The sequence below is a fragment of the Amycolatopsis iheyensis genome (genome assembly GCF_024703995.1).
Classification (GTDB): domain Bacteria; phylum Actinomycetota; class Actinomycetes; order Mycobacteriales; family Pseudonocardiaceae; genus Amycolatopsis; species Amycolatopsis iheyensis.
On record NZ_JAMXQV010000041.1, the window covers coordinates 1 to 12947 of the forward strand.

Sequence of the window (12947 nt, forward strand, 5' to 3'; positions counted from 1 at the left end):
ACCCGGAATGGCCCGCCGAGCCCGCTGGACCTCGACGATCTGCTCAGCCGACGCCGCAAAACCAAGTTCTTCCTCGCCCACCCCCGCGCGATCGCCGCGTTCGGACGCGAATGCACGGCCAGCCGGATCTACCCCGACACCACCGTCCTGGACGGGAAGCCGGTGATGGCCTGGCGCGGCGTCCCGATCCTGCCCTGCGACAAAATCCCCGTCACCGACACCGGAACCACCTCCATCCTCGCCATGCGCGTCGGCGAAGACGACGCCGGCGTAATCGGACTGCGGCCCAAAGAACTCCCCGACCAATACCAGCCCGGGTTGAACGTCCGGTTCATGGGGATCAGCGACCAGGCCGTGACGTCCTACCTGGTCAGCGGCTACCACTCCGCCGCCGTCCTCGTGCCCGACGCGCTCGGCGTCCTCGACCACGTGGAGGTCGGCCGCTCATGACCACCATGGACTCCCGCACCGCGGCGCGGCCCGTCGCCGACGTCCTCGCCTGGAGCAAAAGCCTCGTCGACCCGGCACTGCGCGTCGCCGCCGAAGGGCTGCCGGACGCGATGCGGCGGATCGCCGGCTACCACTTCGGCTGGGAAGACGCCCAGGGCGAGCCGGTCGCCGCGGACGGCGGGAAGGCGTTGCGGCCGGCGATCGTCCTGCTGTGCGCGGAGGCCACGGGCGCGGACCCGGTGGCCGCCGTGCCCGCGGCCGTCGCGGTCGAGCTGGTGCACAACTTCTCGTTGCTGCACGACGACGTCATGGACGGCGACACCACCCGCCGGCACCGGCCGACGGCGTGGACGGTCTTCGGCACCGGCGCGGCGGTCCTCGCCGGGGACGCGTTGCTGAGCCTGGCGTTCGAGCAGCTGACGCCGGAGGGCGCGAAGCTGCTGTCCCAGGGCGTGCTCGACCTGCTGGAAGGCCAGGCCGCCGACCTGGACTTCGAGCAGCGCGACGACGTCACGCCCGGGGAGTGCGTTCGGATGGCCACCGGCAAGACGGCGGCGCTGATCGCCGCGTCCTGCGAGCTCGGCGCGTTGCAGAGCGGCCGGGCCGACGCGGTGGAGCGCTTCGGCGAGTTCGGCCGGGCGGTCGGGCTGGCGTTCCAGCACGTCGACGACCTGCTCGGGATCTGGGGTGACCCCGCGGAGACGGGCAAGCCGGTGTTCTCGGACCTCCAGAACCGCAAGAAGTCGCTCCCGGTGGTGACGGCGTTGTCGTCCGGCACGGCGGCGGGCGCGGAGCTGGCGTCGCTCTACTCGGGCCGCGACCCCCTCGACGACGTCGAGCTGGCCCGCGCGGCCACGCTCGTCGACGAGGCCGGCGGCCGCCAGTGGAGCCAGGCCCAGGCGTCGGCACTGGTCGCGAAGGGCCTGCGAGAGCTGGCGGCGGTGAACCCGGTCCCCCGCCCGGCGGCCGAACTGGCCGCCCTGGCCCGCCTGATCACCACCCGCACCCACTGATCAGGGGCATCACACGTGATCAGAGGGGCATCACGTGTGATTGAAGGGGCATCACGCGTGTCTGGCGGGGCATCATCGCGATGCCCGCTCAATCACGCGTGATGCCTCCCTGATCACGGGTGATGCCCCTACTTGCCGGGGCGAGTGAGGCCCGACTTGTCCGCGTCGAGGCTCAGGATGTTCTTGTCCGTGTCGGACAGGGCCTTCGTGACCTGCGCCGACGGCGGGGTTGTCGACAAGTCTAGCAGGCGGATCGGGGCGTCGAGCTTGATGTACGTCGGGACGTACTCGGCCTTGTCGACCTTCCAGCGGTCGCCGTCGCGGACGAAGCGGAAGCGGGCCGCCGCGCCCTCCTCGGTGTCGCCGCGGGGTTCGGAGTGGCGGGCGACGCTGTTGCCGAGCCCGTAGGCGACCCACTTGTCGCCGATCTTCTCGAACGGCTGGACCACGTGCGCGTGGTGGCCGACGATCAGGTCGACGTCGTCGGACGCCAGGATCTTCTTGGCCTGCGCCTTCTGCTCGGCCGTCGGGTCGTGCTGGTACTCCACGCCCCAGTGCAGGCTCGCGATCACGACCTGCGCGCCGGCCTCGCGCGCCTTGCGGGCGGCCGCCAGGACGTCGTCGACGTCGATCTGGTTGGCCAGCCACGGCTTCCCGGCCGGCACCTTGATGCCGTTGAACCCGAAGGCGTAGGACACCTGCGCGACCTTCACGCCGTGGACGTCGAGGATCAGCGGTTTCGCGGCTTCCGCGGCCGAGCGCGCCGAGCCGGTGTGCTCGATGCCGACGTCGTCGAGCTTGTCCAGCGTCCGCTTCACGCCGTCGGCGCCCTGGTCGATCGTGTGGTTGGACGACGTCGAGCAGGTGTCGTAACCGGTGTCCTTGAGGGCGTCGGCGATCTCCGGCGGGGCGCTGAACGACGGATACCCGCTGTACGGGCCGCCCTCGGGCGCCAGCGGCGTCTCGAGGTGGCAGATGCCGAGGTCGGCGCCGGAGATCAGCGGCTTGATCCCGGCCAGCAGCGGCCGGTAGTCGATCTTGCCGCCGCCGCCGTCGGCCTCGGCCTGGTCGGTCAGCGCCGGGTGGATCAGGACGTCGCCGGTCGCGACGACGCTGAACGACCCGTCGGGCGCGGCGGCCGACGAGGACGTCGTTTCCGGGAACGGCGTCGGCGCCGGCCCCTGCCGGTCCGGGCTGCTGCAGGCGGCCGCCAAGAGGGCAACCCCCGCGAGTGCGGCGACGCGGTGCTTCGTCATCGATCCCCCTCCGGGCGTGGTCCGGGCCATCCTGCCAGCCGGGCAAATCCGGCAGAGACTCCCATCCCGGCCCTCAGCAACTTCCACCACAGTCGACAACACCGATCAGAACATTCGCACAGGACAAAACCGGACAACGCGCAGGACAGCGCGGAAAAAATACGATAAATGCCGCCCACTCGTGCCACGATGCAACTACCGAGAGTAGGTATCACTCCGCTAACTGCGGCTTGACGCTCCACGAACGGGTGTTTTGTAATACCAGTCACTCAGGGGCGCCCTCGCGCGCCACTCGAACCCCGGCCCCCATGGGAGCAACGATGTCCCCACACTCGCACAGGCTGCGTGCCTGGAGCGCTGTTGGTTGTTGTTTGATTTCCGGTGTGCTGTTGGCCTCGTGCTCCTCGGGCAAAGACACCGCGGCACCGCAGCAGCAGGCGCCGGCCAACGGCAAGATCACCCTCTACTACCTGCAGAAACAGGGTGACCAGCAGTACTTCGTCGAGCAGGCGCAGGGCGCGCAGGAGAAGGCCAAGGAGCTCGGCGTCGAGCTCAAGGTCGTCAACCTGGGCCAGGACGCCAACAAGGCGATCACCGAGCTGGACGCCGCGGTCGCGCAGGGCGCGAACGGCGTCGCCATCGTCGTCCCGGACCAGGCCATCGGCCCGCAGGTGATCGACAAGGCCAAGAGCGCGGGCATCCCGCTCATCGCCTCCGACGACGTCATCAAGGACGGCACCGGCGCGAAGGCCCCGTTCGTCGGCTTCAACGGCAGCCAGATGGGCGAGTCGGTCGGCACCGAGGCCGGCAAGCTCTTCAAGGCCGCCGGCTGGACCGCCGCCGACACGAAGATCATCAGCGCCTACAAGCAGGACCTGTCGGTCTGCACCGACCGCGTCAACGCCGCGAAGACCGCGTTCGGTAAGGCCGGCGACGCGAGCGTCCAGGTGATCGACGTCGGCACCGACAACTCCCCCGTCGACGCGCAGAACCGCTCCGGCGCGGTGATCGGCTCCAACCCGGGCGTCAAGCACTGGGTGGTCTGGGGCTGCAACGACGAGAACGAGACCGGCGTCGTGACGGCGCTGGCCAACTCGGGCGTGCAGGCGGGCAACATCATCGGCGTCGGGCTCGGCGCGTACCTCGACTGCAAGGACTGGGCGGCCGGCAAGGACACCGGCAACAAGTCCGCGCTCTACATCTCCGGCGCCGAGGTCGGCCGCTCGGCGATCCAGGTGCTGGTCGACAAGGTGAAGAACGGCAAGGAGCTGCCCGCGGAGACGATCGCGAAGACCACGATCGTCAACAAGGACAACTACAAGCAGGCCGGCGTCAACTGCACCTGACCAGACCCCTCGTGAGTGTTTAGGGCGGTTCTAGCCAACCATCTTATGACGACCTACTGTGGTGGTATGGCTCACTCACACCAAGTTAGCGCAGGTCAGGGCGGTCGACAGCCGATCTTGGACTCCTATGCGCGGCTGTCTCGCAACCAGCGGGGGAAGCTGGAGAAGTGCGAGACCCAGCACGCCGACAACCGCGAAGTGATCACGCGGTTGGGCGGTGTGCTGGGCGAGGAGATCTCCGACCCGAAACTCTCCGCCTGGAACCCGAAGGTCCACCGCCCCGGCTGGGAACGGATCATGAAACGCGTCGCCGCACGCGCGTGTGACGGCGTGGTGCTGTGGAACACCGACCGGGGGTGGCGGCAGTCGCCCGATCTTGAGGACATGTTCAAGCTGATCGAGGGGTTCGACTCGTTCACTGTCGCCTCATCGCACGGTCGGTATGACCTCTCGGACTACAACGATCGGTACCAGTTGCGGCAGGAGGTCGCGCATAACCAGCGCAACTCCGACGAGGCTTCGCAGCGGATCTCGCGCCGGTTCGACACGCTGCGCCGCAAGGGCATCCCGCATAATCAGGGCCGCACTTTCGGGTTCCCCGGTCTGGACCGGACGATCTCCCGGGAGGAGGCGCTCGACGAGGACGGCAACGACACCCGGGAACAGGTTCCGGCAGAACTGGTCGAACGGGAGCGGGCCGCCCTGCGCGCAGCAACGGCAGCAGTACTGGCCGGGGTGTCACAGATTCAGTTGTGCGACGAGTGGAACGCGGCGGGGCTGCTCACGGTCACCGGCGGAACCTGGGTTCCGGCGAAGGTCAAGGCGGTGCTGCTGCGGCCGCGCAACGCGGGGTTGATCGAGCACGACGGCGAGATCGTCGGGCACATGTCGGGCGATCCGATCGTCGATCCGGGTGAGTTTGAGCGGTTGCGGGCTTTGTATGCCGGGCGGACGCGGGGGCGGCGGCCGGGGTTGTCCTATGTCGGGTCGGGTATCGCGACGTGCCCGGGGTGCGGCAAGAAGCTGTCCGGACGTCCACACGTCGGGGAGCACCCGGACGGGACCCGGCGGCGGCAATACGCGTGCACGAAGGCACGCGGCGGGTGCGGGAAAGTCGCTGCCGACGTGCGGTCGGTGGACCGGGAGATCCGAGGAATGGTGATCGCCCGGATGTCGGACAAGACGCACGCGGCGGCGATCAAGGCCGTCCGGGCACGAATCTCCGATCGGCTCGCGCAGGTCGACCGGGAAATTGCCGAGTGTGAGGCGCGGCAGGAAGCGATCGCGGCGAAGTGGGGCGCGCGGAAGATGACGGACAAGGCGTTCGACCGGGCAAACGAGCCCCTGATCGCCGATCTGGCGCGGCTGGAGGCTGAGCGGGAGGAATTGACCGGCGGGAACCCGGAAGGCCCCACAGAGGCGATGAGCCGCGAAGAGGCGGCGGAGAAGTGGGACGCCGCCGACGTCGGCGAACGGCGCGCAATGCTGGCCGACGCCCTTGGCCGGGACACTCTCTACGTAGACCCGTCCGCCCGAACCGGATTCCGCACGTTCAACCCGAAGCGTGTCCGCGTCGAGCCCTTCCAGTCCGGTGCGACGGCGCGCCCGTCCGTGCCCTGAGCGGCACGCCGAAGAACGACGGATACTCGGGTCTGCTCAGCATGAGCGGTAGCCGACGATCAGGTTCCCTTGCCCGCGTTGCTGCGCGAGCGTCAGCCGCCCGATCTGTGGCCCGGGGTTCGCGTGCGGGGTGTCGTCGGTCATTCCGCTGAAATCCAGGTGGCACGCATCCACCGACAACGTGCCGTCCGGGTTGGACCGGGACGCCTGCCCGGAGAGGTAGAGGTTGTTCACGTAGTCGCCCGCTGCCGTGACTTCTGCGGCCATCGCGCGGATCGCGGCTGGGCAGTCGAGTACATGCCGGGCGTCGGCGAGTTGCCGCCCGGCGGCGGGCGCGAAGACGAAACACGCGTCGGCGACAGCGTCCGGTGTCGGGCGGGCGATCCGTTCCGCCAGAAAGTCAACCATGCTCGCCGGAGTCCGAGGCAAGATCCGGGCCACGGCTTCATCGTGCGCCTGATCCAATTCTTGTTGGGTTTGGCGGGCGTGGCGGGCGGAGTCCACCGCCAGCATCACCCACCCCGCCGCGACCATGACCACCCCGAGCGTCAGAGCCGCCAGCGTTTGCCAGCGCCGCATCTGCAACCGCAACATCACCAGCGCGGCCACTGCGGCACCGGTCACCGCGACCCCAGCCAGCAGCACCCACCACCACGGGTCCACATAGGTCAGCAACCACACCCCGACCACCAGCAGCGGCACCGTCACCCGCCACACCGGCGGCACGCGCCGAGCCACCACCAGCACGGCCACGAGAACACCGACACCGCCGAACAACCAGGGCCACATTTCCCAGCCGGACAGCCACCACGCCACCAGCGCGAGAATCCCCGCACCGATCAGCGCAGGCATACGCACCGCGCGTTCGATCGCCGCGCGTCGCCGCGTCCGGTCCCGGTCGCGGGCTGCTTTCCTCTCCCCGGCGGCGGCCACACCGTCTAAGAATTTTCCTCCGCCCATGTCCCTAGGGTGCGCTCCTAACTGCGGTAACGCCACCATGTCGATCATTTGATCGACATGGTGGCGGTAACGCGACATTCGCAAGTCAGCCGTTCTGTCGCCGCTGTGGCCGTTGCTGCGCTAGTCGGGCATCGATGCGGTTGAGGATCACCGCAAGGGCGCGGATCTGCTCGTCGGTCATCGGTGGCCAGTCCGCGACCGTCACGGCCCACCGGTCGACCGCTTCGGCGTCCAACCGTGCCTGTTGCTGTGGATAGGTCTCCCGCGCGACCGGTTCCGGATCGGTCGTCTCGGATGTGCGCTCGTTCCTGCCGCCGTGGATACCGTCCTGATCGGTGCGGGCTGGTTCATCGGTTCCTCGCTTGCTGTGTCGCCGGGTGGCGGGGTGGGTGGTTGCGGGGTGTCTGGCGTGCTGGTTAGCCATCGCGCCCCCCGCCGCCGTCGTCAGGGAGGGACCCGGACGCGTTCCCAGAATCGGCCGGTTTTCGGCCCGATCCGGGGTCAGGCCGGCGGCGGGTCCCTGGGGTCCCTGACCCGTGTTCGCGCTGGTCAGAGCGGGGACTTTCGGGTAGGGACCCGTCAGGGAGAAGTCCCTGAGTCCCTGCCGGGTCCCTGCCCGCATCCCTGCCGTCCCCGTCCCCGGAACCCGCGTCGTCGCGGTCCCGGCGGGCGAGTGCGGCGGCCACGTCGTCGGCGCGGATGACCTTGTTCCCATCCGACTTGACCGGCCCCACCCCGTGCGGCGCGAGCGCGGCCGTGAGGTCCCGGAACGTCCACTCCCCGTACTCGCCGGGATCGTGCCGGGCCAGCCGGTTCAAGACCACCTGAGTCCGGACCCGCTTCTCTCCGTCCAGCACCGCAGCGACGTCGGCCAGGTGATCCGCGACAACCGGGGCCGCGTCGAGCTGCGGGCGTGCGCTGGACTCGACCGCCCGGCCCGTCTCCTCAATCAGCGCAACCGCCCGCCCGATAACCGGGGTGACGTCGTCGGCCCCGTCCTCGAACGGCACGTAGAAAGTGCGCACCAGCTCGAACGTCTCATCAGTGACGCCGACCGCGACACAGGTTCCCCGGTCGGTGTTGATCCGCAGTTCGGTCGCGCGGATACCGGCCGCGTACTTACCGGACCCGAGTAGCCCGTCATTGGCCACCTGATCGGCCACGCTGAACGCCACTCCACAGGAGACGTTGCGGGTGACCTCTCGGGGGATGCTGTCCTTTGTGGGCGACTGGGTGGCCAGCAGCAGCACAATCCCGTACTTGCGTCCTCGCTTGATCAACCGCACGGCCAGTTCGGCGGCCTTCTTGCCGTACTTGGGATGCTGGAACAACTCGTGACACTCGTCGATCCCACACACCAGCGGGTGCAAGCCGAGCCCCGCCTTGTCGGCGAGCTTGCGCGAGACCTTCGGCGGGCGGCCCGGCTGCTCTCCGAGGATCTTCCCGCGTCGCTCCATTTCGGTCAGCAGATCGGCCAGCGCCTGTGTCGCCGCTTCGGCGACGCTGTCATCCATCCCCATCCGGTAGCGCGACAGCCGGGGCCGGAACGGTTCGAAGTCCGGGGACTCACCCATCACGAACGCCCACAACTCCGCCGTGGGATCGAGTGCCGCGCCCAGCAGCAGCGTCCGCAACGCCGCCGACTTCCCTTGCCCGGGACGGCCGCCGATCAGCCAGTTCACCCCGAGCAACGGCGCGTTGATCACGGTTCCGCGTTGAGACAGTCCGAACGGGACACCCTCGAACACGTCGACCTGTCCATCGGCCACCAGAGGCCATCCGCCGGCCCCGCCCCGCAGGACGCCCTTGTCGGCGACCCACAGATCCAACACTCCGTCTTCGTCTCCCTTGGTAGGCCACGTTTCCAGCGACGCCCGACCCAGGTTCGCGGCCAATTTGGACCGACGCGCCGCGACCATGTCCGCGGTCACCCCCAACGGCAACCGGACCTGAGCGAACGTCCCGTCACCATCCTTACGGGCGGCCACGGTGTAGACCAGCTCTCCGCCGTCGCGGTAGAACCGGTCCAAAGGCGCGATTCCTAGGTGCGCCAACGCCTTCGAGATCATCCGTTCGTCGATCCACGAATCGGCGTCGTCGCGGTCCGGGCGGACCAGCCACCCGGCACCCGGGGAGCGGTCACGTCCCTCGAACGCCGCCGCCACCGCCCACACCACCGGAACTACGACTAGCAGCAGCGGCACCACGACCCTGAGCGCCGACCACATGGTTTCCACTCCCGTGTAGACGTCGGCCAGCCACGGCCACATGTCGGCCCGGTCCATCACCGAATCAACCAGCCACAGCACCCCGACCACCGGAGCGGCAACCCGGACCGTGATCACCACCCGGCGCACGGCAATGCCGAGCTTCGCCCAACGCGCCGTCGCATCGGAGCGGATCAGCTCCTGCGCGGCCCGGCGTGCTTCGGCGTCCCCGGCCAGCCGTGCCCGACGGGCGTCGGCGCGGAGATCGGCGTAGGTTGCCCAGTTCCAGAACTTGACCAGCCACCGCCAGTTCCCGCGCGCCACGAACCACACCAGCCGCAGCACGTCCACCGGGGCCTTCCGCGCCCGGTAGGCGACCAGTGACCGTGCCCGGACCATCGGCCCGGACCGCCAGACCCGTCCGGCCGCGTCGGCGACCCGCCGCCACGCCGACACCCGATCGGGCATCGTCCGGCCCCGGGGTTGGGGCAAGGTGTCGTCGATCAACTCGCCGTCGAGCACCGGGCCGACGTGTTCGACGTCTCGCCCGGCGGCGGGGGCCAGCGCGTTGTGTTCGTGGTTCTCCCGGTTCGGCTCACTCATTGACCCGCACCCCCTTGCCGGTCTCCGCCGACAGGGCGGCCGCGAGCCGGGAGGACAGGCCCCGGGAACACCCGGTCGCCTCTCGCACCCACGCCGGGGTGATCTCCACACCGGGCGTCCACGCGGTACGGGCGTCGGTGAGGTAGTCGGCGAACAGCTTCCGCCGAACCGGTCGTGACGCCGGTTCCGGTGCCGCCGGTTCGCCAACCGGCCCGCTCGGCTCTTCGGCCGGTCCGGTCGGTTCGGGAACGGCCGTGTTCGGTTCGTGGACCGGAGCGGCCGGTTGCCGAGCCGGGGTCGGTTCCGCAGCGTCCGCCCGGTCGGTGGCGTTCATGAACGCCACCGACACCGCGTCGGTGAGCTTGTCCCGCAGATCGGTGACCGCTTCGGCGGCGACGAACACCACCAGCGGCGGAACCGAGTGCAAGACCACTCCGGCCGGCGACCCGGAAACCCACGATGACCAGGTGTTCATCACATACGTAGCGGCCAGCGTGAGCCACTTCGCCGCCCGTACCCACGCTCCCGTGTGGACCTGATACCGGGCGGTGACCTGTTCGGCCCGCAGGATGGCCAGCAGGACCAGACACACGGTCGGGTCCAGCAGCCACGCCGTCAGCCACGGCAGCGACCCGAACGCGGCTCCGGCGGCAGCGAACCACTGCACGTTGGCCGTGGTGAACGCCAGCCCGAGCACGATCCCCGACCAGCACAGCCGGTCCACCTGCGCCCGGACTCGCTCCACCCGCAGCGCCACCACGTCGGGGTGGGTCTGCCAGCGCCGGACGTCGGCCGCTTCGGCGGCGTCCTTCGCGAGTCGTGCTGCCCGGCCCGCTACGGCCGCCGGGTTCTCGTCGTGGTTGGTTGTCGTCATCGGCGACCACCGCCCCGGCGACGGGTGTTGGTGGTGTCCATGGACGTGACCGTCAGAAGCCGCGTCAGGACGTGGGCCGCGATCAGGTCCGGCACTCCGAGGACCACGAGCACCAACGTGGGGTTGTGCACGTGCGTGATCACCAGCCACTGAGCGCCCGTGAACGCTGCTCCCGTGAACAGCACCCGCCCGGCGAGCGACACCACCCGTGAACTTGCCCGCGCCGCGTCGGCGGCCCGGCGAGCCTTGCGAGCGCTCCACCGCCAGACCATGAACAGCGCCAGCAGCACCCCGACCCCGGCCAGGATCTGCGTGGGCGTGAGGTTGACCGTCATCGCGCCTCACCACCTTCACGGCGGTGCAGCCAGACCGGGTACAGGGCACGCCGATCGGTGTCAGGCAGCGCGCCCCACACCCCGACCGTGTCCGGCCCGGCGGTGCGCAACTCGAGTTCCCGGCACTGGTCGATCACCGGGCATCCGGCACACAGGTGCGCGGCCAACTCCCGGTCCGGCGAGTCCTGTCCGGACAGTTCCGGGATGTCGGCCCGGTCGAACGCCCAGAAACACAGACCGTCCCGGGCTACCACTTCGCTTAGGACGTCGTCCGGCACCTCGGCGTACCGGTCGAGCCGAGCGGCCATCTCCGTGTAGGCATGGTCAGTCATCGCGCACCGCCGTTCAGCACGCGAAGCACTTCAGTCGCCGGAATGACCAGGCGGGAGCGGCGGCGCAGGGCGCGGATCACTCCGCCTCGGATAGCCGAGCAGACGCAAGACTCGGAAACCCCGAGGTTCCACGCGGCCTGACGGATGGACAGAACCGCCGAAGATCGGGCGTTGCGGGTTGTGCTTTTCATTGGGTTGACCCTTACTCTTGGCTTCGACCTGCGGTTTTGCAGGCCGTTGCCAATCAGTAAGCCGTCAACGCGAAAAAGCCACTATGTCAAGGCGTGAATAATAAATTTACGGACGGAATATCCGCAGGTCGAGGCGACATGAGAACGACGCGATATTCTGTAAAAGAATGTTGAGGTGGCGGAATATTCTCCGCCGGAATACTCAGCTACTGGGCGCGTTTGACGTCCGCGAACAGCTCGCGGAAGTCCGCGCCTGCGCCTGCGCCGTAGGTGTCAAGCTCCTGCTCCAGCTCCGAGGACACCATGAGCAGGGTCGGGCGACTCCGGCGGCCGTTCTGAAGCGCCTGGATGCCCAGCGCTGCTGCCTCGTCGACGTCGCCCCGCCTGGCAGCGATGACGGCTAGCGTGAGCTGAGCCTCTGCAATACGCATCGGGGCCGTCGGGACACCTTCCGGACTGACGCTGCGGCGCATGACTTCCTCCGCGTTGCGCTGAGCTAGTTGATCCTCGCCGACCAGTCGGTAAGTGTCCATTGCATAGAAATCCCACTTGTCCGGGTCGACCACAAAGTGATTGTCCGGCCGATCCGGGTACGGCAAATGTCCCAAAAGTTCACTGCCCGCGTCGAGTGACTTATGAACTTCCTCGACCATTCCCATGCGCGCGTAAGCTTTCGCCTGCTGGCCGTAGAGCTGAACGGCGACAGAATGAGACGGTGCGGCCAGAGTGCCGGACTCGGCAGCAGGAATGACCGCGCGGTAGTTTCCCGCAGTCAGGTGGAACCACGCCAGCATTTCATGTGCCCATCCGACGATCCCAGGATCGCCAGCTTCCTTGCCCAGCTCCATCGCCATGCGTCGCGTCGCCTCAGCCGCCCGCGCGTCACCCACGTCGTACTCAAGGCATCCCACCAAAAGCGCCAGCGTTCCGGCCTTCGCGAGCACTTCGCGATGCTGCCCCAACGTCAGCCGGTTTTCGAGTAGTTCGGTCATCTTGCCGAGCCACTCCTTGCCGGTCGCCATGAGTTGGCGGGCATCAGCATGCGGATAGTCGCAACACAGTTGTTCAACAGTGATGTTCAGGGCATCGATCGTGGAAGAGTCGATTGCCGAAGCGCGGACCCGACGAAGCAGTTCGAGCGTGTCCATGCCCGTATTCACGACAAGAAGCTCGTCTCGCACCTCAGGCGTAACTAGACCAGATTTCCGCGCGTCACCAGAGTTCAATCGCTGGCCAGTCGTGAGGTGCTGGAACCTCAAGCGACTTTGCCCTGGAAAGTCGAACCAGAGTAGATGCTGTGGTAGATGAAGAATCTTGGCGTAGTTTCGGAGGGTTTCAAGATTCTGCTCAGGCTTACCGTTCTCCAGCTTGCTCACCTGAGCTTGGGTGAGCCCTAGCCATCGCCCTAACAGCTCCTGATTCAGCGCCTTGCCGAAGAGTTGCAGATGGCGCGGATGATTACGGTAGGCCTTCAACACCTTGCCGATGTGCTGACTTTCGAAAGCCGCCCGGAACTCGTCCGTCTCGAAGAACTCATTCCGCAATTGAGCTGGGGGAGTTCGAAGCTGGTCGCGCTGTTCCCGATGACACTTGCTACACAGGCGCGCCGTGTTGTCGGCGGCGAGCGGCGTTCCGCATCCCTGACAGCGACGATCGCCGGAGGTGCCGGCCGCGCGTTGCGAACCGCCGGAAGAGCTCATCGGATCCCCTGTCGCTGGTAACGCTGTCCTCCCTCTGACCAGCGTACCTAGCGCGCCCGA

The 12947-nt window shown here is 68.1% G+C and carries 11 protein-coding genes and 1 pseudogene; 4 read left to right on the top strand and 8 right to left on the bottom strand.

Annotated elements, in window-relative coordinates; all coding sequences use genetic code 11:
• Both M8542_RS45820 and M8542_RS45825 read left to right on the top strand, forming a co-directional pair.
• Positions 1–450 (top strand): annotated as a pseudogene (locus M8542_RS45820) (Crp/Fnr family transcriptional regulator); the annotation flags it as partial.
• Entirely contained in the window at positions 447–1463 is a 1017-nt protein-coding gene (locus M8542_RS45825) for a polyprenyl synthetase family protein (RefSeq protein ID WP_257926709.1), read from the top strand. The pseudogene M8542_RS45820 and the gene M8542_RS45825, both read left to right, overlap by 4 nt.
• 128 nt (positions 1464–1591) lie before the next feature.
• Here the strand turns inward: M8542_RS45825 and M8542_RS45830 are convergent, their stop codons facing one another.
• Positions 1592–2719 (bottom strand): CapA family protein, encoded by a 1128-nt coding sequence (locus M8542_RS45830; protein ID WP_257926710.1) that lies wholly within the window; start codon positions 2717–2719, stop codon positions 1592–1594.
• A 371-nt stretch (positions 2720–3090) separates the two neighbouring features.
• Between M8542_RS45830 and M8542_RS45835 the strand changes: the two genes are divergently transcribed.
• Both M8542_RS45835 and M8542_RS45840 read left to right on the top strand, forming a co-directional pair.
• Positions 3091–4065: a substrate-binding domain-containing protein gene (locus M8542_RS45835; protein ID WP_308210340.1), complete on the top strand. Its 975-nt coding sequence runs from the start codon at positions 3091–3093 to the stop codon at positions 4063–4065.
• A gap of 117 nt (positions 4066–4182) precedes the next feature.
• The gene (locus M8542_RS45840) at positions 4183–5685 is read left to right on the top strand and encodes a recombinase family protein (protein ID WP_257926712.1); all 1503 of its coding nucleotides are present in this window, start codon (positions 4183–4185) and stop codon (positions 5683–5685) included.
• 36 nt (positions 5686–5721) lie between these two features.
• Here M8542_RS45840 and M8542_RS45845 read toward each other — a convergent pair whose 3' ends face one another.
• The 7 genes from M8542_RS45845 to M8542_RS45875 form a co-directional block, all read right to left on the bottom strand.
• Positions 5722–6693, bottom strand: a complete 972-nt coding sequence (locus M8542_RS45845) for a hypothetical protein (protein WP_257926713.1) — start codon at positions 6691–6693, stop codon at positions 5722–5724.
• A gap of 37 nt (positions 6694–6730) precedes the next feature.
• On the bottom strand, positions 6731–7069 hold the full coding sequence (locus M8542_RS45850) for a hypothetical protein (RefSeq protein WP_257926714.1): 339 nt from the start codon (positions 7067–7069) through the stop codon (positions 6731–6733).
• A complete protein-coding gene (locus M8542_RS45855) occupies positions 7062–9455 on the bottom strand; it encodes an FtsK/SpoIIIE domain-containing protein (RefSeq protein ID WP_257926715.1) in 2394 nt (797 codons plus the stop codon). Before M8542_RS45855 ends, M8542_RS45850 begins: the two co-directional genes overlap by 8 nt.
• Positions 9448–10329 (bottom strand): hypothetical protein, encoded by an 882-nt coding sequence (locus M8542_RS45860; protein ID WP_257926716.1) that lies wholly within the window; start codon positions 10327–10329, stop codon positions 9448–9450. Before M8542_RS45860 ends, M8542_RS45855 begins: the two co-directional genes overlap by 8 nt.
• Positions 10326–10664, bottom strand: a complete 339-nt coding sequence (locus M8542_RS45865) for a hypothetical protein (RefSeq protein WP_257926717.1) — start codon at positions 10662–10664, stop codon at positions 10326–10328. Before M8542_RS45865 ends, M8542_RS45860 begins: the two co-directional genes overlap by 4 nt.
• The gene (locus M8542_RS45870; RefSeq protein ID WP_257926718.1) at positions 10661–10996 is read right to left on the bottom strand and encodes a WhiB family transcriptional regulator; all 336 of its coding nucleotides are present in this window, start codon (positions 10994–10996) and stop codon (positions 10661–10663) included. Before M8542_RS45870 ends, M8542_RS45865 begins: the two co-directional genes overlap by 4 nt.
• Positions 10997–11393: 397 nt before the next feature.
• Entirely contained in the window at positions 11394–12887 is a 1494-nt protein-coding gene (locus M8542_RS45875) for an NsdA family TPR-like regulatory protein (protein ID WP_257926719.1), read from the bottom strand.
• Between the last annotated feature and the right edge of the window lie 60 nt (positions 12888–12947).

Coding starts and splice junctions, on each gene's coding strand:
- M8542_RS45870 (WP_257926718.1), bottom strand. CDS start 10,996: ATGACTGACCATGCCTACACGGAGATGGCCGCTCGGCTCGACCGGTAC.
- M8542_RS45860 (WP_257926716.1), bottom strand. CDS start 10,329: ATGACGACAACCAACCACGACGAGAACCCGGCGGCCGTAGCGGGCCGG.
- M8542_RS45865 (WP_257926717.1), bottom strand. CDS start 10,664: ATGACGGTCAACCTCACGCCCACGCAGATCCTGGCCGGGGTCGGGGTG.
- M8542_RS45850 (WP_257926714.1), bottom strand. CDS start 7,069: ATGGCTAACCAGCACGCCAGACACCCCGCAACCACCCACCCCGCCACC.
- M8542_RS45855 (WP_257926715.1), bottom strand. CDS start 9,455: ATGAGTGAGCCGAACCGGGAGAACCACGAACACAACGCGCTGGCCCCC.
- M8542_RS45845 (WP_257926713.1), bottom strand. CDS start 6,693: ATGATCGACATGGTGGCGTTACCGCAGTTAGGAGCGCACCCTAGGGAC.
- M8542_RS45825 (WP_257926709.1), top strand. CDS start 447: ATGACCACCATGGACTCCCGCACCGCGGCGCGGCCCGTCGCCGACGTC.
- M8542_RS45875 (WP_257926719.1), bottom strand. CDS start 12,887: ATGAGCTCTTCCGGCGGTTCGCAACGCGCGGCCGGCACCTCCGGCGAT.
- M8542_RS45830 (WP_257926710.1), bottom strand. CDS start 2,719: ATGACGAAGCACCGCGTCGCCGCACTCGCGGGGGTTGCCCTCTTGGCG.